Here is a 19334-nt window from a genome sequence, read left to right as displayed (position 1 = left end):
AGAAAGCGCTTGCCAGCGCACCCTAGGCGAGCCCGCGTGAGGGCGTCCAGAGGTCGGGGAGGCGTCGCGGCCACACCGCCCCGGCCGTTCCGCGGCTACCCCCCGGCCGACCCGGCTACACCGCCCCCGCCACGAGCAGCCCCGCCAGCAGCGCCGTGCGCGGCGGGACGTGGTCCAGCAGGACGTGCTCGTGGCGTGCGTGGGCGCCGTCGCCCACCGCGCCCAGGCCGTCGAGGACGGGACGGCCGAGCGCGGAGACGAAGTTGCCGTCGCTCGCCCCGCCGACGGCCGTCTCCGGCAGGGGCCGGCCCAGCTCCTCCGCCGCCGCGTGCGCCTGCTTGAACAGGAGCCGGGAGACGGGTGTCGGCACCATCGGGGGACGGTTCCAGCCGCCGGTGACCGAGACCCGGACCCGGGGGTCGGAGGGTGCCAGGGACGCCAGAGCGGCGTCGATGCGGGACGCTTCCGCGGGATCGGGGATCCGTACGTCGATGCCGCAGCTCGCCCGGCCGGCGACGACGTTGCGGCCCGTGCCGCCGCTGATCAGCCCGACGTTGACCGTCGTGCCCCGCTCCCGGGAGCCCAGCCCGGCGACGCGGGTGACCAGTTCGGCGAGGGCGTGGACGGCGCTGGCGCCCCGGTCCGGATCGAGGCCCGCGTGTGCCTCCACACCCTCCACCGTCACCTCGAAGAGGCCGACGCCCTTGCGGGAGGTCTTCACCGCCCCCTCCGGCCCGGCCGACGCCTCGCACACGAGCGTGGCCGCCGCGCCCTCGCTCAGCCGCTCGATGTGCGGCCGGGAGGCGGGGCTGCCGATCTCCTCGTCACCGTTCAGGAACAGCCGCACCGACGCGCGCGGCAGGTCCAGTTCCCGCAGCAGGCGCAGCGCCCACACCGCCTGCACCAGGCCGCACTTCATGTCGAACGCGCCCGGTCCGGTGGCCCGCCCGTCCTCGCTCACCCGGAAGGGCCACTCGGCGAGGGTGCCGGCCGGCCACACCGTGTCGTAGTGGCACAGGACCAGCACCACCGCCGGCGATGTGCCCCGGTACAGCAGCTCCAGCATGTCGCCGTGCGGACCGCCGTCGTAGCGCCGCGACCCGTCCGGCGGGCCGAGCCGGTGGTGTGTCCAGCTCTCGACGGCGGCGAGCCCCGCGGTCAGCAACTCCTTGTCGTCGCTGGGTGTCTCCAGCTCCACCAGCCTCCGCAGATCACCGGTCATCTCCGGCAGGGCTTGCCGGGCCAGCGACTCGACACGGGTCAGGGACATGGGCGGTCCTCCTCGTACGTACGGAAGCGGCCGGGCGGTCAGCGGACGGGCACCCCGGGCCCCAGAGGTATGCCCAGCGCCCACCAGGCGTAGAACAGCAGCGTCCAGGCCGCCAGCATGACCAGGCACAGGGGCAGGGTCAGCGACAGCAGCGTGCCGATCCCGGCCGAGCGCCGGTAGCGCTGGACGACGCCCAGGGTCATCACGAAGTACGCGCTCATCGGGGTCGCCGCGTTGGTGCACGAGTCGGCGATGCGGTACACCGCCTGGGTCACCTCGGGCGGGATGTCGAGCAGCATGAACATCGGCACGAACACCGGGGAGACCAGGGCCCACTGCGCGGAGCCGCTGGTGACGAGCAGGTTGATGACCGTGCAGACGAGCAGGACGCCGAGGAACGCGACCGGGCCCGTGATGCCCGCCGACTTCAGCAGGCCGGCGCCCCGGATCGCCAGGACCTCGCCGACGCCGGTCCACTTGAAGTACGCCAGGAACTGGGAGATCGCGAAGAACAGCACCAGGATCGGCGCCATCTCGCGCAGGCCCTTCGCCATCTGGTCGGGGATGTCCCGGCCCGTCGTCACGGTCCCGACCGTGCGCCCGTACACGGCACCCACGATCAGGAACGCCACCGCCAGCACGACCGCGATGCCGGTGAGCACCGGCGACTGCACGATGCTGCCGCCCTCGCCGCGCAGCGGCGATCCGGCCGGGGTCATCGCCGCCACGACCGGCGCGGCGTACGCCAGCAGCGCGAGCCCCGCGTTGCGCAGGCCCCTGCGCTCCGCCGGGCGCAGTGTCAGTCCCCCGGCTTCCGCACCGGTGGCCTCGGGAGCGTCCCCCGGCTCCGGTTCCTCCGGCATCGCCGCCACCCGCCGGGCGATGACCTTCTCCGTGACGACGGTGACGACGAGGGCCAGGAGGACCGAGGAGGCCACGGAGAAGAAGTAGTTGGACAGCGGGCTGACCACGTACGAAGGGTCCACCGTGTGCGCGGCGGCCGTCGTGAGCCCGGCCAGGATCGCGTCAGTCGGCGTGACGAGCGGGCTCGCGTCGTACCCGGCGGACACCGACACGAACGCCACCACGGCACCGAGCATCGGACTGCGCCCCACCGCCCGGAACGCCATCGCGCCCAGCGGCACCAGCACCACGTAGGCCGCGTCGGACGCGACGTGCGCGACCATGGCCGTGAAGGCGAGCGTGAACGTCAGCCACCGGGCCGGAACCCGGGCGACGGCCGCCCGCAGCATCGCGGGCAGCAGCCCCGACCGGTCGGCGACGGCCACGCCCAGCATGACCACGAGGATCGTGCCGAGCGGCGGGAACGTGGCGTAGTTGGTCACCGCGTCGGAGATCATCATCCGCAGCCCCTCGCCCGAGACGAGGCTGCGCACCCCCACCGTCTTGCCGGTGGCGGGGTTGAGCGCGGAGGCGCCGGTGGCCGACAGAAGCCAGCTGGCCAGCGCCAGGACGACGCTGAGCACACCGAACAGCCAGAAGGGGTGGGGGAGTTTGTTGCCGAGGCGCTCGATGCGCCCGAGGACGGCGAGCAGCCTTGAGAGCTGCTTCGAGGGGACGTCGGGTGGCGGAGGCGAAGTGGCGGTGGTCACAGCCCTATTGACGACCCTCCTGACGAAATCATGCAAGTAAAAAGGTTGTTGCGGTCGTATCGGTCGCGTGAAGTCGCTGGTTGACGGATTCGTTCTCTGAAGAATGGGTCGCATGGAGAACGCTCTGGACGACGACGACCTCGACCTGGTCGCCGCGCTCCAGCGCGCACCGCGCGCCCCGCTCAGCCTCCTGGCCCAGGCGCTGGGCGTGTCGGCCAGCACCGTGGGACGGCGGCTGGCCCGGCTGGAGTCGAACCGGCTGCTGCGGGTGATCGGCCAGGTCGACCTGTCGGTCACCGGGGAGGGCACCCCGTGGCACGTGTGGGTCACCGCCGCGCCGGGACGGGCCGCCGACATCGCCCGGCGGCTCGTCGAACTGCCCGAGGCGGCCCACGTCGCGCTCACCGCCGGGCAGGCGGACGTCTACTGCGTCGTCCAGCCCGCGCGCCGCGCCGAGGTCCGCGACCTGCTCACCCGGCGCATCGCCACGCTCCCCGGCGTACGCTCCACCCGCACCGCACTCGTCCTGCGCGCCGACACCAGGTCCGACGCCTGGCGGCTGCCCCGCCTGACGGAGGACCAGCGCCGGCTGCTCGCCACGTACACCACGGACGAACGCGAGACGGACCCGGGCGGCACGGCCCGGCCCGCCCGCCCCACCGGTGACGAGCCGCGCACGCTGCGGCTGCTCGCCGCCGACGGCCGGATGACCGCCGCGCAGGTGTCCCGGGAACTCGGCATCGGGCAGTCCACCGCCTACCGTCTCACCCAGTCGCTCCTCCAGCGCGGACTGGTCCGCCCCCGCGTCGAGATCGAGCCCGGGCTGCTGGGCTACGCCCTGGAGGCGGTGGTCGCCCTGACCGTGTCACCGGGCGGGGTGCGCGAGGCGGCCCGGACGCTCGCCCGGCACCCGTCGGCCCGGTACGTGTCGGCCAACGCGGGCACCTTCTCCGTCGTCCACCAGGGCGTCTTCCGAGACGAGGAGGGGCTCGCGGAGTTCCTCACCCGGGACCTGGCGGACCTGCCCGGGGTGCTCTCCTTCGACGTCTCCGTGGTGCTCCAGGCGCTGCGGCGGCACTGGCTCGACCGGGAGGACGGCCGCCTGGCCGCCGCACCTGGCCCGACGGACACCGGGAGTGGACCGCATGACGACACGTGAGACCGCCATCGGCCTGGCGGAGGCCTACTTCGACTCCGGCGGCTTCCTCGCCGACCTGCGGCGCCGGGTCGCGTTCCCGACCCAGAGCCCGCCACCCGACGGCACGGGCCCGCTGCGCGCCTACCTGGCCGACGAACTCGCCCCCGCGGTACGCCGCCTGGGCGCGACCGTACGGATCGTCGACAACCCGGTGCCGGGTGCGGGCCCGTTCCTGCTCGCCCACCGGCACGAGGCCGAGGGCCTGCCCACCGTCCTGGTCTACGGCCACGGCGACGTCGTCCCGGGCCAGGACGGCCGCTGGCGCACCGGCCTGTCCCCGTGGGAACTCGTCGTCGAGGGCGACCGCCTCTACGGGCGCGGCACCGCCGACAACAAGGGCCAGCACACCGTCAACCTGGCCGCGCTCGAACAGGTCCTGGCCGCCCGGAGAGGCCGGCTCGGCTTCAACCTGAAGGTGCTCGTGGAGACAGGGGAGGAGTCCGGCTCGCCGGGCCTGCACGAGGTCTGCCGCCGGCTGACGGACGACCTGGCCGCCGACCTGCTCATCGCCTCCGACGGCCCACGCCTCGCGGCGGGCCGCCCCACCCTGTTCCTCGGCTCCCGGGGCGCCGCCAACTTCCGCCTGCGCGTGGCCCTGCGCGAGGGCGCCCACCACTCGGGCAACTGGGGCGGCGCCCTGCGCAACCCCGCCACGGTCCTCGCCGGCGCGCTCTCGGCCCTGGTCGACTCCCGGGGCCGCATCCTGGTGGAGGGACTACGGCCGCCGGCGCTGCCCGAGCCCGTCGCGGCCGCCCTGGCGGACCTCACCGTGGGCGGCGGGGACGGCGACCCGGAGGTCGACACCGACTGGGGTGAACCGGGCCTCAGCCCGGCCGAACGGGTCTTCGGCTGGAACACCCTGGAGGTCCTCACCCTGGCCGCCGGGGACCCCGCCAAGCCCGTCGGGGCCATCCCCGGCACTGCCCACGCCGACGTCCAGCTCCGCTTCGTCGTCGGCACGCCCTGGCGCGACCTCGCACGCATCGTCCGCGACCACCTCGACGCCCACGGGCTGTCCATGGTCGACGTCGAGGTGCTCCAGGCCGTCCCCGCGACCCGCCTCAGCCCGGACCACCCGTGGGTCCGCTGGGCCGTGGACTCCCTGCGGCACACCACGGGCAAGGAACCGGCCGTCCTGCCGAACCTCGGCGGCACCCTCCCCAACGACGCCTTCTCGGACATCCTCGGCCTGCCCACCGTGTGGATCCCGCACTCCCACCCCGCCTGCTCCCAACACGCCCCCGACGAACACCTGTTGGGGTCGGTGGCAAGGGAAGGGCTGCGCATCATGGCGGGCCTGTTCTGGGACCTCGGTGAACCACGCGCCGGAGACGGTCGGTAGGTTGCCGGACAGCGCCGCGGTCCGGCGCTTCGCCCCCACGGAAGGACACCCCTGTGCGCCCTCGACGTCTCCGGCCCGTCCTCACCCTTCTCAGCACCCTGGCGACCGCGGCGACTCTGGCCCTCGGGACGGCGGGCCCGGCCACCGCCGCCGAGCGGCCGGCTCCCGTACGTCACACGGCCGCCGCCCACGACCTGACGTCGGTGACCGAACTGCTCGCCCAGCGGCTGCTGCTGGCCGACAAGGTCGCCGCCGCCAAGTACGGCACGGACACGCCGATCGACGACCCGGAGCGCGAGGCGCGGATCCTGGACGACGTCCGCGCCCGGGCGGCCGGCCTCGGCCTCGACCCGGACGCCGTGGCCGCCGTGTTCCGGGACCAGATCGAGGCGAACAAGCTGGTGCAGCGCGGCCTGTACGCCCGCTGGGACGCGAACCCCGGCGAGCGCCCCACCGAGCGGCCTGACCTCACCAAGGAGGTCCGCCCGGCCCTCGACCGCATCACCACACAGCTGCTGGCCGCACTCGACGACACGGAACAGTCCCGGGCCCGGCCCTCGTGCGGCCCGCGCCTCGCCATGGCCGCCGGCTGGTCCGCGTACACCCACCGACTCGACGCGCTGCACCTGAAGGGCCTCGGGCGGGCGCTGCCGTCGGTGTGTGCTGAGTTCTAGGGGGTGTCCCGGCCGGCTTTTACGGAGCGGGCCGGCTCCTCCCGGGCCATGCGCGTGCCCGTCTCGTTGTCGGCGCGCTCACCAGTGCGCGGTAGACGTCCGCACGGGGCGCGCCGACATGCCCGGAGACCCGCGTCGTGGACATGGCCTCACCCTAGGCGACCTGGTCCGCCCCGGTGGGCAGTGGCGGTTCCGACTCGATGCGGCGCAGCTCCTCGTCGGTGAGGAGGCGGGAACGGAGCAGGAAGCGGACGCCTTCCGGCGCCTCCAGGGAGAAGCCGCTGCCCCGTCCCGGGACCACGTCCACGGTGAGGTGGGTGTGCGACCAGTACCTGTACTGGTCCCCGCTCATCCAGAACGGCGTGTCCCCGGCCACGTGCCCCAGCAGGACGTCCGAGGCACCGACCCGGAACTCTCCGCGCGGGTAGCACATCGGAGCGCTGCCGTCACAGCAGCCACCGGACTGGTGGAACATCACCGGCCCGTGCGTCCCGGTCAGGTGCCGCAGCAGGTCCTCGGCGGCGGGCGTCAGTTCGACACGTTCTGTGCGGGCGGTTGTCGGCAGCACCCCGGGGTCGGGGGTGGGTGCGTCGGTCATGGGTGTCCCTCCAGGCGGTAGGGGTGCCCCGCCATGGTCGCCCGGAATATCTCTCTCGGAAACCGGTACGACCATTTCGTGCCGACCTCAGAATGGGAGGTGCACGCCGGCCCGCGCCTGCGTGCCTGCTGTCCCGCGCAACCGAACAGGAAGGTCCCATGACCGCCACCGATCCGTGGATACGGCGCTTCTTCCCGAGCCCCGACGCCTCCGTGCAACTGGTCTGCCTGCCGCACGCGGGTGGTTCGGCGTCCTTCTACCGGCCGGTGGCCCAGGCACTGAACCCCGGTGTCGAGGTGCTCGCCGTCCAGTACCCGGGGCGCCAGGACCGGCACCACGAGCCGATGATCGACACCATCGGCGGTCTCGCGGACCAGGTGTGCCGGGCCGTGGCGGGCGCGGTGGACCGCCCCTTCGCCCTGTTCGGGCACAGCATGGGCGCGACCCTGGCCTTCGAGGTCGCCGTACGGCTGGAGCAGGCGGGGCGGGTCGCCGAGCGGGTTTTCGTCTCGGGGCGCCGCGCACCGTCGTGCCACCGCGACGAGCAGGTGCACCAGCGCGACGACGCCGGAATCATCGCCGAACTGCGCAGGCTCAGCGGCACCGACCAACAGATCTTCGGTGACGTCGAGTTGATGCGCATGATCCTGCCGGCCCTCCGGAACGACTACCGGGCGGCGGAGACCTACGTGTGCGCGACGGACCACCGGCTCCGCAGCCCCGTCACCGCTCTGACCGGAGACGACGACCCCAGGGCGAGCCAGGACGAGGTCCGCGCCTGGAGCGCGCACACCCAGGGCGCCTTCGAGATGGAGCGGTACCCCGGCGGGCACTTCTTCCTCGTCGACCACGCTCCGGACGTGATCCGCCTCATCCGCGAGCGGCTGACCCGGCCCGCTGCCGCGCCACGCTGAGCGAGCCGTCGGACCATCCGCGGGGGCGGCCTCGGACCGTCCCCGCCGCCCCGCACCGCGGCCAGGCGTCAGTCGACCACCCAGCCGTGTCCGCGGTGAAACCCGCCAGTGCCGTGCGCAGCTCCACGATCTGCTTCGCCGTCAGCTCCGGGCAGCGGCAGGCCGAGCGCACCGCTCGTCAGCGGACCACCGCCGTGCGGCAGCAACCCCTGCCGTTCGCGCCGCGGCCGCTGGTCGCACCCGATCACCACCGGCGGACTCCCGCGTCACCGCGGGACGGTGACCAGGACGCGGCCACAGCCGCCCGCGTACACGGGGGGGCAGCCGACCGGGCCGACGACCCGGCAACCGTTACCCCGGACGCCGCATGTGCCGAAGCATCCAGGCCGCCTGCCCGCCGTCGACGAGCAGGTCGGTGCCGTTGATGTACCGCGCCTCGGGGCCGGTGAGGAAGGCCACGGCGTCGGCGATCTCGCCGGGCGTGCCCGGCCGGCCCGCGCCGCACGCGTCGCGTAAGTCAAGTAAATATCCGTCTCGCTCGTGCGACCCGCTGCACCCCGGGGACCGGCCACCCGCTGACGGCCTGGTCACCCGGGGAACCGCGGCAGCACGGCTGCCGCCACCCTGGTCCCGCTACAGCAGGTCGCGCGGTACCTGCTCGTTCCAGGTGCGGGAGAACACCCGGCGGTCGGCCTCGTACGCGTCCAGGGTCGCGTCCACGAAGAAGTCCGTGTCGTCACACCTCAGTTGGGTGTGCGTCACCACCCGTACGTCCCAGTCGTCGCGCTGGAACCGCATGGTCCACGTGGATTCGCCGCTGACCGAGGTGAAGTCGTCGGCGACCGCCGTATAGCGCTCGTGGGCGCGGCGCCCCGCCTCCAAGTCGATGTCCTCGAAGCGGACCGTGCCCCGGTCCTTCACGATGTCCAGCTCGGAGCGGTAGCCGATCAGGTCCCGCTTGACTTCCCAGCGCTCCTCGGGGGGTGTCACCTGGCTCGTGGCGAGCGGGGGAGTGCCCTCGGGTTCGCCGAAGGGGGACGACGGCACCTCGTCCGGCTCCTCCACCGGCCGCACCGGCAGGGTGAGCGTGCTGGAGTGCTCGTGGACGCTCAGCAGGGCGGGCTTCGGCGGTGGCCAGGCCAACGGCCAGTAGGACGTGGAGAGGGAGAGCCGGATGCGGTGGCCGGGCGGGAACGCCTGGGCCACTCCGTTCAGCGGGACGGTGGCGCGGTAGCGGCGGCCCGGCTCCAGCGGCTCGGGGGACTCCGTGCTGTCGCGGCGGGTGAGGTTCAGGATGCCGTACGAGACCCGGGTCGCGGAGCCGTCCGGGCTCACGTCGGACAGCCGCGCGGCCACCAGGGCGACCGGTTCGCTGACCGACAGGTCGAGCTCCACGGTCGGTGAGCCGAGGATCTCCAGCGGCTCGGTCAGCGGCTCGCTGTCGAAGACGAGGGAACCGCCGTCCTCCTCACGCTGGTCGTACGGCAGGTCCGGGGGCGCGTTGTAGGAGGCCCACTTGCCCGCGAACTGGCCCACGGACAGAGGTGACTGCACGGTCATCGCGCCGCCGTCGGGGATGTTTGCCTCGTCCCCCGGCTCCCGCGGAGGTCCGATCGTGTGCCGGGTGAGCGGATGAACGGCCTGCCGGATGTGCGGGGAGGGCCAGTCCGGCTCGCCGACCCAACGTCCCGGCCGCTCCTCGTACGCGGTGGAGGGCGGCACGCTGTCCTGCATCCACGCTTGCAGCATGGGGCCGTCCATGACGCCGTTGTCGACGCCCTTGAGCCAGTGGTCCCACCACCGCACGAGCTCCTGGAGGTAGCCGATCGCCGGGCCGGGCTCCCCGAGGTGGGGGAACTTGTGCGACCAGGGGCCGATCAGCCCCTTGCGGGGCACATCCAGGTGGCCGAGCAGCCGGGTCACGGCGTTGGAGTAGCCGTCCGCCCAGCCGCTGGAGGCCAGGACCGGGCAGCACACGCTGCTGTAGTCCTCGCACACCGAGGCGTGCCGCCAGTAGTCGTCCCGGCGCTGGTGGCGCAGCCACGGGAGGACCCAGGGCTCGGTGTTCTCCAGCCGTTCGTGCCACATCTCGCGCCAGCGCTCGCCGACCACGGCCGGGTCGGGCGGACAGGTGCCGTAGGCGAACATCGTGCCCGCCTCGGCCAGGTTGTCCGACAGCAGGGCGCCGCCCATGTAGTGCATGTCGTCGGCGTGCCGGTCGTCGGTGAAGGAGGCGATGGCGATGGCCTTCAGGCCCGGCGGCTGCCGGGCCGCCACCTGGAGCGCCGCGAACGCGCCCCAGGAGATGCCCATCATGCCGGTGCCGCCGTCGCACCAGGGCTGCTCCGTCAGCCAGGCCAGCACCTCCTCCGCGTCCGCCTGCTCCCGCTCCAGGTACTCGTCGCGCAGCACGCCCTCCGAGTCGCCGGTGCCGCGCAGGTCGACGCGGACACAGGCGTAGCCGTGTCCCGCGAGATACGGGTGGTGGATCGAGTCGCGCACGGCCGTCAGGTCGCGCTTGCGGTACGGGATGTACTCCAGCACCGCGGGCACCGGCTCATGGTCCGACGAGGTGGGACGCCAGATGTGCGCGGAGAGCCGGACCCCGTCGGACATCGGGATCGTGACGTGCTCTTCTTCCTTCGTCGCGTACGGCAGGTTGGTCACGTAACGCATGGAACCCACGTGCTCCTTACTGTCGGGGTTCACTCCGGCCGGGCTTCACTCCTGCGGGGGCTCGTCAAAGACGAGGCCCAGTTCGGCCACGCAGTGGTCGAACTTCTCCCGCAGCTCCGCCTCGTCCGCCCCGCCGGTGTAGATGTGCGCCAACTCGTAGCTGTAGCTGTCCTGTCCGGGGAGGTCCGAGAGCCGGGTGCCCTGCTCGGGGACCACCTCGATGCGCACGCCCGGTGTCTCCCGCTCGATGCGGGCGATCTCCTCGGGCCCGGGCACCCGGCGCACCACGCCGTCGGTGAACCAGCGGTGGTACCACTTCGCCGCCATCGCGTACGGGCCCTCGCCGTGCGGCATGCGCGGGTCCTCGCCGAGCGCGAGGCTGACCATGCAGTGGTGGTTGGGGACGCCGTCGACGTACTGGAACAGCTCCGCGTGCGACTGGGAGTGCCGGGGGTTGATCTCCAGCAGGTTGATCGACTGCGTGCGCGGGTCGTAGAAGTACTCGATGCTGAAGGTGGCCGAGTCCATTCCGATCTGCCGCATCACCCGCTCGGAGACGTCGTGCAGCTCCGCGATGACCGCCGGCGGCAGCGTCGAGGGGTACTGGTGGCGCAGGAAGCACGGGGAGTCCGGGTACTGGATGGAGTCCAGAACTCCGTAGACCGTCACCTCACCCCGGTGGACGTAGCCTTCCACGGCGACCTGGACGCCGGACATCGCCTCCTCCGCCAGACAGACCCGGCCGCCGACGCCGTCCATCTCCGGAGGCAGGTCGATGCGCTCGAGGATGTGCTCGAAGGGGCGGCCGATGCGGGAGATGCCGTCGCGGATCTCGGTGACGGCCTTGCGGAACTCCTCTTCGTCATCGACTCCGAAGGCGAGTTCGGACGAGTAGGAGAGTGCGGGCTTCACCCACATCGGGAAGGTCACGTTCTCCGGCGGGCGAGGAGGCTCGGCCGACAGGTCGACCCTGTCGAAGCGCGGGTGCCGGTCGGTCGCCTTCTGCTGCTCCAGGCGGCTCCAGTACTTGTGCTCGCACTTGACGATCGACTCCAGGCTCGTGCTCCGCGTTCCGTAGCGCTCGCTCAGCATCGGCACGAGGGTGCTGACCGGGAAGTCCCAGTAGCCGACGATCGCGTCGATGCTGCCGTCGAAGGCGTCCAGCACCTCCCGGGCCTTGTCGAACAGCGTGGGCAGGTGCACTTCACCGTACTGGAGTTCCTCGATGGTCAGCAGCTGGTGAAAGCGCAGCCGGTCAGCTCCGGGCACCGCCCGCAGCGTCGGCAGATTGGCCTCGTCGAGCCCGATCACGAAAATGTTCTTCATCGCCTTGTCAGACACGGATCTCCTTCCGGCATCCGGCTCTGAGGCCGGGCTTGCAAGATCGTCGGAGTACCCCTCGGGCGTGCGGCCATGCCGGTCGGCGCGGCGCTCGTACGCGACGACGGGGAACATGCCTGCCGCCGTCGTGGGCACGCGGTGGGGGGAAGAAACGGCGTGACCCGAGGTGACGGCCGCGCCGTGGACGACACCGCGAAAGGAGAGTCCGTGCAACCCGAGCAGGAACGGTCCGCACCGCAGGTCGTGTCCGAGCCCGACCCGCCCTACGACTCCGACAAGCAGCAGCGGCCCGGCATCGAGTCCGACATGCGCACCCCGCCGCGCTATCGGGCGAGCCGCTACCGGGCCAGCGGGAAGCTGGAGGGAAAGGTCGCGCTGATCACCGGCGGCGACTCGGGTATCGGACGGGCGGTGGCGCTGCTGTACGCGCGCGAGGGCGCCGATGTCGCCATCGTCCATCTGCCCGAGGAGCAGGTGGACGCGGAGCGGGTCCGGCGCGAGGTGGAGGAGCAGGGCCGACGCTGCCTGCTGCTGCCCGGCGACCTCACCGAACCCGAGTTCTGCCGCGCGGTCGTCGAGCGGACGGCGGCGGAGCTCGGCGGGCTGAACATCCTGGTGAGCAACGCCGCGTACCTCAACAGCAAGCTTGAACTCGACCAGTTGACCGCCGAGGACTTCGACCGGACGTTCAAGACGAACGTCTACGCGTACTTCCACCTGCTCATGGCGGCGCTGCCCCACCTGGAGCCCGGCGACGCGGTCATCGCCACCGCGACCGAAGAGGCGCTCAAGGGCAGTACGACGATGATCGACTACGCGGCGTCCAAGGCCGCGTTGATCACCCTGACCAAGTCCGTCGCCGTGCACCTGGCCAAGCGCGGCGTACGTGCGAACGTGGTCGCGCCGGGCCCGACCTGGACGCCGCTCAACGAGGCGGACCAGCACATGCCGCCGGACGGCCTCGCCCACATCGGCAGCGAGGCCCCGCTCGAACGCGCGGCCCAGCCGGAGGAGATCGCACCGACGTACGTCTACCTCGCCTCGGACGCCGACTCCAGCTACACGGTCGGCGAGGTCATCGCGGTGACCGGCGGCATCGTCGACACCCGCTAGGGGAATCGACGGCACTTTTTCAGCTCCGGTGAGCGGGGCCTGGTGCGTGCAGCCGCAAGGTGGATGAGGGCGTCGATGCGGAGCATCGGCAACCGACGACAACGCCGCAGATGCGCGTGCCAGGTCCCGCGTCTGCGACCTGATCCAAACGACAGGCCCTGGTCCCGTATGCCCGACCGGCGCGGGTCATGGTGACGGGGGTCAGGGGACCGCCGTACCGACCGGGCCGGCGAGGGTGATGGTGGGCTCGTGCTCCAGCGGCTCACCGGTCGGCCCGAACGCCCCGGGACCCAGCCACTGCCGGTCAACTGGGCCATGCACTACGGCCAGGCCGCCCTCCTCGGGACGCTGCGCTCGGGCATTGTCCAGGCCGGACGGCGCGGACCGGTCGCCTCCGCTGAATTCAGGGTCGTCCGCCTCACCAATGACCAGATCCTGGAGAACGCCACGATCACCACCAGGCCCGCGACCGCGAGCAGGGTGTATCCCGCGTATCCGGCGATCAGCACGGCGACCGCCGGAGTTCCCTTCTTTACCCCTTGATCGCGCTATACGGGGCAGAATCTTCTCCATGGATGCCCTGGACCGGAAAATTCTCACCGAGCTGCAGCTGGACGGCCGTCTCACGGTCACCGAGCTGGCCGCCCGCGTGAAACTGAGCGTCTCGCCCTGCCACCGCCGCCTGCGCGACCTCGAACGCGAGGGCGCGATCCGCGGCTACCGGGCCGTCGTGGACCCGGCCGCCGTGGGCCTCAACTTCGAGGCGCTCGTCTTCGTCACCCTGCGCTGGGAGGACGCCGACACCGTCTCCGCGTTCGAAGAAGGCGTGGCCGCCGTCCCGCACGTGCTCCAGGCGCAGCGCCTGTTCGGCGACCCCGACTACCTCCTGCGGGTCGCCACCACCGACCTGGCCGCTTTCCAGCAGCTCTACGACCAGCAGCTCGCCCGGCTGCCCGGCGTCCAGCGCCTGAACTCCACCCTCGTCATGAAACACGTCGTCGACGACCGGCCCCTGCCCGAGTGAGCAAGGCCGCCGCCGCTCGCTCAGCCGCCCAGACCACCGGCGAACGGCATCGTCCGCCACTGTTCGACGGCCGGCTGCAACGCGTCCACGAGCATGGGCAGTTGGGGCGCCAGTGCGAGACAGGCCACCGCGCGGGACATGCCCACGGCGTTGACGACGCGCAGCACACCCCCGTCCAGCCGCCGCAGCCCCCGGCGCTCGGCGGCCGCGTTGTAGGCGGCCTCGCATGCGGGGCCGAGCGCCGCCAGGTCCCACTCGACCGGTCCGAACGTGGTCAGCTCGAAGTCGGAGTACAGCTCGCCGCCCTTGGCGGAGACGATTAGCTGGAACGTCGCCGCGGGCGGCGGCTTCTTCGCGGCGGCCGCCGCGCCGTCGACCTGGTACACCGACTTCCGCGCCGACATCCCGGCGATCGACGTGCCGGCCCTGATCCTGCACGGCACGGGCGATCGCATCCTCCCCGTGGAGGGCACCGCCAGGCCGTTCCACAAGGCTCTCCCGGCCGCCGACTACGTCGAGATCGAGGGCGCCCCGCACGGTCTGCTCTGGACCCACGCGGAGGAGGTCAACGCGGCTCTGCTCGCCTTCCTGGAGAAGTGACCCGTCGCGGGAACGCCGCGGCAGACCGGCACGTTGCTCATGAGTTCGCCCACGTCACCGACCATGGGAGCATCGTGCCCGACACCACGCCCGACACGTCCACCGTCCTTCCCGCACTCCCGGCCCCGAGCGCGCAGGCCGAGCGGCTGATCGAGCTGGGGGTGCACGAGATCGCCGGGCTGTCCGCCGACGAGGTCCGTGCGTTCGCTGCCGAGACCGCCGGCGAGGGCGCCCTGCTGGCCGTGCACCCGGACAGAGCCCCCGCCTCCGCCCTCGCGCCGCTGCTGCGGCGTGAGGGCAAACCGGGCTTCGTCGTCGTCGACATGCCCGACGTCGACGCGTTCACGCCCTGCGCCGTCGAACTGCCCGACGCCCCGCTCTACGTCGTCACCGGCGTCGACCGCGGTGACCACATGGCCAACTGGAGCCCGGAGGAGGTACTGCCCGCCCTCACCAAGGAGGACCGGACCCCGCTGCTGCTCACCGAGGGCATCCACTGGGTGCTCCAGGAGCCGGCGGTCCTGGAGCGCAACCGCTGCTTCATGACCATCGGGTCCCGGCTGCGCAAGCCCAACGGCAGCCTGGATGCCCGCACCCCGGCGATCTGGATCAGCAACGGCACCGGGCGTGACGGCCGCGAGCGGCGCAACGCCCCGAAGGTCGGCTGGTGCTGGTGGAACAACCGGCACACCTGGCTGGGCTTCGCCTCCACGACCGGCCGCAGCTCCTAGGTGTATTGATCACGATCGCAGACGCGGGGCTGGCACGCGTATCTGCGGCGTTGTCGTCGGTTGCCGATGCTCCGCATCGACGCCCTCCTCCGCCTTGCCGCTGCACGCACCAGGCCCCGCTCACCGGCGCCGGAGAGGTGCCGTCGATTCCCTGCGCCCTGATCCAAACGACAGGCCTAGCCCCGGGCATCGGCTGCGCCCCGGGGCAGCGGCGGACCGGTACGACCGCCGCCGCTGCCCCGGGCTTCCGACGCGAAGAACCGCAGCCGTCCGACGGGGGGTCAGAACCTGGGCCTGGGGGTCTGCGCCTCGACGATCTCCGCGGCCTCGGCCTGCGTCTCGACGGACGGCGGGGAGCCGGCCAGGGGCTTGTTGGCGGTCTCCTTCATGCACAGGACGGCGATGACGCCGATGACCGCGGCGCCCGTGGAGTAGTAGGCCGGCATGAGGGTCGAGTCGAAGGCGCTGATCAGAGCGGTGATCACCAGGGGAGTGGTGCCGCCGAAGATCGAGGTGGCCAGGTTGTAGGCGACCGAGAGGGAGCCGTACCGCACATGGGTGGGGAAGATCGCCGGGAGCGCCGCCGACATCGTGCCGAGCATCGTCACCAGGGAGAGCCCCAACAGCAGCAGCCCCACGGCGATGAGGACGACACTGCCCTGCCGGATGAGCAGGAAGGACGGCACGGACAGGAAGAGGAACCCGAGCATCCCCGCCATCAGCAGCGGCCTGCGCCCGAAGCGGTCCGACAACCGCCCGACCTGGTTGATGAGGCACATCTGAACCACCATCACGAGCAGCAGGATCAGCAGCCCGTGGTTGGTGCCGTAGCCCAGCTCGTCGGACAGATACGTCGGCATGTACGACAGCAGCATGTAGTCCGTGATGTTGTACGCCGCGACGAGGGCGAGGCACAGCAGCAGCGGCCGCCAGTACCGCGTGAAGATCTTGCCGAGGTCGGCGGCGGCCGAGGTCTCCACGGCCTCGGCGGCCTCGCTCGCCTTGACCTGGCCGCCCTCCAGCTTCTGGAACGCGGGCGTCTCGTCCAGCTTCAGCCGCAGGTAGAGGCCGATGAGGCCGAGCGGCGCCGCGACCAGGAAGGGGATGCGCCAGCCCCATGCCAGCATCTGGTCGTCGCTGAGGAGGGTCTGCAGGACGACGACGAGGCCGGAGGCCCCGACGTAGCCGGCGAGCGTGCCCAGCTCCAGGAAGGAGCCGAAGAAGCCGCGCCGCTTGTCGGGCGCGTACTCCGCGATGAACGTCGAGGCGCCCCCGTACTCCCCGCCGGTCGAGAAGCCCTGCACCAGCCGGAAGAAGATCAGCAGGGCCGGGGCCCACAGACCGATGACGGCGTGCGAGGGGACGAGGCCGATGGCGAAGGTCCCCACCGCCATCATGATCATGGTGAGGGAGAGGATGCGCTTGCGGCCGACCTTGTCGCCGAGCGGCCCGAACACCATTCCGCCGAGGGGACGGACCAGGAAGGCCACCGCGAACGTCGCGAAGGAGCTGAGCAGTTGGGCGGTGTCGTTCCCCGAGGGGAAGAACACCTGCCCGATGGTCGAGGCCAGATAGCTGTAGATGCCGAAGTCGTACCACTCCATCGCGTTGCCGAGGGCGGCGGCCTTCGTGGCGCGTTTGACCGCCGCCTCGTCGGTCACGGTGATGTCGCTGCGGCGCAGCTTCGGGTGGCGGCGTTTCTCGATCGCCCGGAACAGCACCCGGTGTCGTCTCACGGCTGCGGGATCCACCGACTCGTCGTTGTCGGGCGCCGCCATCACGTCGTTCCTTTCGCCGGTCGTCTGTGCCAACCACAACGCCTGTACAGATCTCGCGCGCTCAAACGGCCCCCTTCGCGCGGCACCCGGACGGCTACGGACAGTAATGCCCGGGTGTGTTCGGTGGGGCCCGCGCTGCTTGCCGGGCCGTGGTGTGCCGGTGCCCGGAGGGGGAACTTGGTTCGCCGGGTGCCCACCTGGTGAGAGGAGCCCATGTGACAGCGTCGGCGTCGGGTGACCCGATCCAGGGCGCACAGGAGGCCGGATACGAGCCGGACCCGCACCGGTGGCGGGCCCTGTGGGTCACCCTGGTGGCCGGCTTCATGAGCCTGCTGGACGTCTCGATCGTGGCGGTCGCCCTGCCCTCCGTCCAGCGCGGCCTCGACGCCTCTCCCGCGCAGGTGCAGTGGGTGGTGTCCGGATACGCCCTCGCCTTCGCTCTCGCGCTCGTCACTGCCGGCCGTCTGGGTGACGCGCTGGACCGGCGCCGCATCTTCCTGCTGGCCCTCAGCGGCTTCGTGGTCTGCAGCGCGGCCTGCGGGGCGGCCCCCAGCATCACGCTGCTGGTGGTGGCCCGCCTCGCCCAGGGCCTGGCGGCCGGCTTCATGGCTCCCCAGAACTCCGCGCTCATCCAGCAGATGTTCCGCGGTGCGGAACGCGGCCGTGCCTTCGGCTTCTTCGGCGCCACCGTCGGCATCTCGTCCGCCATCGGCCCCCTCGCCGGCGGCCTGATCCTCGCCCTGGCCGCCGGGGACCAGGGCTGGCGGTGGATCTTCTACGTCAACGTCCCCATCGGCATCCTCGCCATCCTCCTCGGCCGCCGCCTGCTGCCCCGCACCCGGCGGTCCGGCCCGCAGTACGTGGATCTGCCCGGCGTCCTGTTCCTCGGGCTCGGCGTCCTGGCGCTGATGTATCCGCTGGTCCAGGCGGGCTCCGGCGGCTTCGGCGGGCTGTGGTGGATGTTCCTCGCCGGTGCCGCGATCCTCTTCGGCTTCACCCGGTGGCAGCGTCGCCTCGTCGAGCGGAACACCCAGCCGCTGCTCGATCCGCGCCTGTTCACCGCCGTACGCGGCTACGCCGTCGGCGCCGGCGTCGGCACGCTCTACTTCATCGGCTTCAGCGGCGTCTGGCTGGTCTTCGCCCTCTTCTACCAGGACGGCCTGGGCTTCTCCCCGCTGCGGTCCGGTCTCGCCGTGACCCCCTTCGCCCTCGGCTCGGCCTGCGCGGCCGCGATCGCCGGCCGGCTGGTGGACCGGCTCGGGCGCCTGCTCACCGTGGGCGGCCTCACGGGCGTGATCGCCGGGCTGGGCGGCACCGCGCTGCTGCTCCGCTTCGCGCCCCTCGACATCGCGCCCTGGGCCGCCGCCCCGGTGCTGTTCCTCGGCGGCCTCGGCAGCGGGTGCGTGATCTCGCCCAACATCACCATGACGCTGCGCGACGTGCCCGTGCACATGGCGGGCGCGGCGGGCGGCGCCCTGCAGACCGGGCAACGGCTCGGCGCAGCGGTGGGCACCGCCGCCCTGCCCGGCCTCTTCTACCTGGTGCTCGGCAGCGGCGTCGGCTACCGCGGCGCCCTCGCCACCGCGCTGGGCGCCGCCCTCCTCGGCATGCTGGCCTCCCTGGCCCTCGCGACGTCCGACTGGAAGCGCGGCCGGCGGACCAGGCAGCAGCACGGGAAGTGCCCGGACGATGTCGCCAACAGCCCCATACACGCCCGGCAGCACTGATTCCACGGCGTGCCACCGACCGCCGCAACCGCCGCCCGAGGACGGGGAGCGGGGTCAGCCGGCGGCCAGTACGCTCCTCCCGGAACCGGAACCGGAACCGGAACCGGAACCGGCGCTCACGTGGTCGCTCGGGGCCAGCCGCAGGAAGGCCGTGATCTGCTTCCCCCTGGCCCGGGGTGCCACGGCGACCCGCTCGCTGACCGTGTGCACCAGGCGCAGGCCGTGACCGCCGACGCGGAACCGGTCACCCTTGCGCACCGTGGGCTGCTCCGCCGAGGTGTCCCACACAGTGATGGCCAGCTGTCCCCGGAACAGCCGCAGGATCAGCGCGCAGGGGCCGGGAGCATGCCGGATGGCGTTGGTGACCAACTCGCTGACGACGAGTTCGGCGTCCACGGCCAGGGTGGCCGGAATCGGAACGGGGACAGTGTGCGGGCCGCGGGCGAGGAAGGCGCGCAGTGCCAGGCGCGCGTCGGCGGCGTTTGCCGCGCCGTCGGACCAGGCCGCGCCGAAACGCAGCGTGGCGTGCTCGTCCGCGCCCGGTCGATCTGCCGCCTGCTTCCCAAGCGGGAGGACCATACGGATGCTCTTTCGTTGTGTTCGCCCGTGCCGGGCAGCTCTTTCGCCCTGCGTCTACCCGGGCGTGGACCGCGCATACCAGGGCTGTCCTGCGTTCTCAGCAAGCGGCTCCGAACGGTGGCAGCCGCGCGAGGGGGCTGGTTTTGACGCCACGGG

The 19334-nt window shown here is 72.1% G+C and carries 18 protein-coding genes and 1 pseudogene; 10 read left to right on the top strand and 9 right to left on the bottom strand.

What is annotated here, in order from left to right:
• Window positions 1–115: 115 nt before the first annotated feature.
• On the bottom strand, window positions 116–1270 hold the full coding sequence (locus HDA41_RS05110; RefSeq protein ID WP_184981109.1) for a M20 family metallopeptidase: 1155 nt from the start codon (window positions 1268–1270) through the stop codon (window positions 116–118).
• 38 nt (window positions 1271–1308) lie between these two features.
• Entirely contained in the window at window positions 1309–2883 is a 1575-nt protein-coding gene (locus HDA41_RS05105) for an AbgT family transporter (protein ID WP_184981107.1), read from the bottom strand.
• 112 nt (window positions 2884–2995) lie between these two features.
• Here HDA41_RS05105 and HDA41_RS05100 point away from each other — a divergent pair, with 112 nt between their 5' ends.
• Genes HDA41_RS05100 through HDA41_RS05090 form a run of 3 tightly spaced genes read left to right on the top strand, consistent with a single transcriptional unit; the run spans window position 2996 to window position 6097 of the window.
• Window positions 2996–4042, top strand: a complete 1047-nt coding sequence (locus HDA41_RS05100) for an Lrp/AsnC family transcriptional regulator (RefSeq protein WP_184981105.1) — start codon at window positions 2996–2998, stop codon at window positions 4040–4042.
• Window positions 4029–5423, top strand: coding sequence for a M20 family metallopeptidase (locus tag HDA41_RS05095; RefSeq protein WP_184981103.1), 1395 nt, complete (start codon window positions 4029–4031; stop codon window positions 5421–5423). The genes HDA41_RS05100 and HDA41_RS05095 overlap by 14 nt, the downstream gene beginning before the upstream one ends.
• Before the next feature lie 53 nt (window positions 5424–5476).
• A complete protein-coding gene (locus tag HDA41_RS05090) occupies window positions 5477–6097 on the top strand; it encodes a chorismate mutase (RefSeq protein ID WP_184981101.1) in 621 nt (206 codons plus the stop codon).
• A gap of 154 nt (window positions 6098–6251) precedes the next feature.
• Here HDA41_RS05090 and HDA41_RS05085 read toward each other — a convergent pair whose 3' ends face one another.
• The gene (locus HDA41_RS05085; protein ID WP_184981099.1) at window positions 6252–6695 is read right to left on the bottom strand and encodes a DUF779 domain-containing protein; all 444 of its coding nucleotides are present in this window, start codon (window positions 6693–6695) and stop codon (window positions 6252–6254) included.
• A gap of 158 nt (window positions 6696–6853) precedes the next feature.
• Here HDA41_RS05085 and HDA41_RS05080 point away from each other — a divergent pair, with 158 nt between their 5' ends.
• Window positions 6854–7609 carry a thioesterase II family protein gene (locus HDA41_RS05080; protein WP_184981097.1) on the top strand — a complete coding sequence of 252 codons (756 nt, stop codon included), beginning with the start codon at window positions 6854–6856 and terminating at the stop codon, window positions 7607–7609.
• 351 nt (window positions 7610–7960) lie between these two features.
• Here HDA41_RS05080 and HDA41_RS05075 read toward each other — a convergent pair whose 3' ends face one another.
• The 3 genes from HDA41_RS05075 to HDA41_RS05065 are packed head-to-tail and all read right to left on the bottom strand — an operon-like array spanning window position 7961 to window position 11611.
• Window positions 7961–8200, bottom strand: a complete 240-nt coding sequence (locus HDA41_RS05075) for an SDR family oxidoreductase (RefSeq protein ID WP_184981095.1) — start codon at window positions 8198–8200, stop codon at window positions 7961–7963.
• Between the two features lie 42 nt (window positions 8201–8242).
• Complete coding sequence (locus HDA41_RS05070) at window positions 8243–10285, bottom strand: CocE/NonD family hydrolase (RefSeq protein WP_184981093.1); 2043 nt, start codon at window positions 10283–10285, stop codon at window positions 8243–8245.
• Window positions 10286–10330: 45 nt separating this feature from the next.
• Window positions 10331–11611 (bottom strand): ATP-grasp domain-containing protein, encoded by a 1281-nt coding sequence (locus HDA41_RS05065; protein ID WP_184993154.1) that lies wholly within the window; start codon window positions 11609–11611, stop codon window positions 10331–10333.
• 222 nt (window positions 11612–11833) lie between these two features.
• On the opposite strand from HDA41_RS05065, the gene HDA41_RS05060 reads away from it, so the two are divergent.
• The 3 genes from HDA41_RS05060 to HDA41_RS05050 all read left to right on the top strand — a co-directional run bounded on the left by HDA41_RS05060 (window position 11834) and on the right by HDA41_RS05050 (window position 13763).
• Window positions 11834–12739 (top strand): SDR family oxidoreductase, encoded by a 906-nt coding sequence (locus tag HDA41_RS05060; protein ID WP_184981091.1) that lies wholly within the window; start codon window positions 11834–11836, stop codon window positions 12737–12739.
• A gap of 249 nt (window positions 12740–12988) precedes the next feature.
• The gene (locus HDA41_RS05055; protein WP_221513017.1) at window positions 12989–13282 is read left to right on the top strand and encodes a hypothetical protein; all 294 of its coding nucleotides are present in this window, start codon (window positions 12989–12991) and stop codon (window positions 13280–13282) included.
• A gap of 28 nt (window positions 13283–13310) precedes the next feature.
• The gene (locus tag HDA41_RS05050; RefSeq protein WP_059419212.1) at window positions 13311–13763 is read left to right on the top strand and encodes an Lrp/AsnC family transcriptional regulator; all 453 of its coding nucleotides are present in this window, start codon (window positions 13311–13313) and stop codon (window positions 13761–13763) included.
• A gap of 20 nt (window positions 13764–13783) precedes the next feature.
• On the opposite strand, the gene HDA41_RS05045 is transcribed toward HDA41_RS05050, so the two are convergent.
• Window positions 13784–14167 (bottom strand): hypothetical protein, encoded by a 384-nt coding sequence (locus tag HDA41_RS05045; protein ID WP_230299648.1) that lies wholly within the window; start codon window positions 14165–14167, stop codon window positions 13784–13786.
• On the opposite strand from HDA41_RS05045, the pseudogene HDA41_RS05040 reads away from it, so the two are divergent.
• Window positions 14085–14363, top strand: a pseudogene (locus HDA41_RS05040) (alpha/beta fold hydrolase); the annotation flags it as partial. The gene HDA41_RS05045 and the pseudogene HDA41_RS05040 overlap by 83 nt on opposite strands.
• 74 nt (window positions 14364–14437) lie before the next feature.
• Window positions 14438–15094 (top strand): DUF5701 family protein, encoded by a 657-nt coding sequence (locus tag HDA41_RS05035; protein ID WP_184981089.1) that lies wholly within the window; start codon window positions 14438–14440, stop codon window positions 15092–15094.
• A gap of 281 nt (window positions 15095–15375) precedes the next feature.
• Here the strand turns inward: HDA41_RS05035 and proP are convergent, their stop codons facing one another.
• Entirely contained in the window at window positions 15376–16872 is a 1497-nt protein-coding gene (gene proP / locus HDA41_RS05030; RefSeq protein WP_184981087.1) for a glycine betaine/L-proline transporter ProP, read from the bottom strand.
• A 215-nt stretch (window positions 16873–17087) separates the two neighbouring features.
• Between proP and HDA41_RS05025 the strand changes: the two genes are divergently transcribed.
• Window positions 17088–18599: an MFS transporter gene (locus tag HDA41_RS05025; RefSeq protein WP_184981085.1), complete on the top strand. Its 1512-nt coding sequence runs from the start codon at window positions 17088–17090 to the stop codon at window positions 18597–18599.
• Between the two features lie 54 nt (window positions 18600–18653).
• Here HDA41_RS05025 and HDA41_RS05020 read toward each other — a convergent pair whose 3' ends face one another.
• Complete coding sequence (locus HDA41_RS05020) at window positions 18654–19178, bottom strand: ATP-binding protein (protein ID WP_184981083.1); 525 nt, start codon at window positions 19176–19178, stop codon at window positions 18654–18656.
• Window positions 19179–19334 lie beyond the last annotated feature (156 nt).

This window comes from Streptomyces caelestis, from assembly GCF_014205255.1.
Classification (GTDB): domain Bacteria; phylum Actinomycetota; class Actinomycetes; order Streptomycetales; family Streptomycetaceae; genus Streptomyces; species Streptomyces caelestis.
This window is presented reverse-complemented; position numbering and strand designations above follow the sequence as displayed.

Excerpts from the sequence above, each read along its gene's own strand:
- HDA41_RS05050 (WP_059419212.1), top strand. The coding sequence starts at position 13,311 with ATGGATGCCCTGGACCGGAAAATTCTCACCGAGCTGCAGCTGGACGGC.
- HDA41_RS05080 (WP_184981097.1), top strand. The coding sequence starts at position 6,854 with ATGACCGCCACCGATCCGTGGATACGGCGCTTCTTCCCGAGCCCCGAC.
- HDA41_RS05095 (WP_184981103.1), top strand. The coding sequence starts at position 4,029 with ATGACGACACGTGAGACCGCCATCGGCCTGGCGGAGGCCTACTTCGAC.
- HDA41_RS05085 (WP_184981099.1), bottom strand. The coding sequence starts at position 6,695 with ATGACCGACGCACCCACCCCCGACCCCGGGGTGCTGCCGACAACCGCC.
- HDA41_RS05110 (WP_184981109.1), bottom strand. The coding sequence starts at position 1,270 with ATGTCCCTGACCCGTGTCGAGTCGCTGGCCCGGCAAGCCCTGCCGGAG.
- HDA41_RS05065 (WP_184993154.1), bottom strand. The coding sequence starts at position 11,611 with ATGAAGAACATTTTCGTGATCGGGCTCGACGAGGCCAATCTGCCGACG.
- HDA41_RS05045 (WP_230299648.1), bottom strand. The coding sequence starts at position 14,167 with ATGTCGGCGCGGAAGTCGGTGTACCAGGTCGACGGCGCGGCGGCCGCC.
- HDA41_RS05070 (WP_184981093.1), bottom strand. The coding sequence starts at position 10,285 with ATGCGTTACGTGACCAACCTGCCGTACGCGACGAAGGAAGAAGAGCAC.
- HDA41_RS05020 (WP_184981083.1), bottom strand. The coding sequence starts at position 19,178 with ATGGTCCTCCCGCTTGGGAAGCAGGCGGCAGATCGACCGGGCGCGGAC.
- HDA41_RS05100 (WP_184981105.1), top strand. The coding sequence starts at position 2,996 with ATGGAGAACGCTCTGGACGACGACGACCTCGACCTGGTCGCCGCGCTC.
- proP (WP_184981087.1), bottom strand. The coding sequence starts at position 16,872 with ATGGCGGCGCCCGACAACGACGAGTCGGTGGATCCCGCAGCCGTGAGA.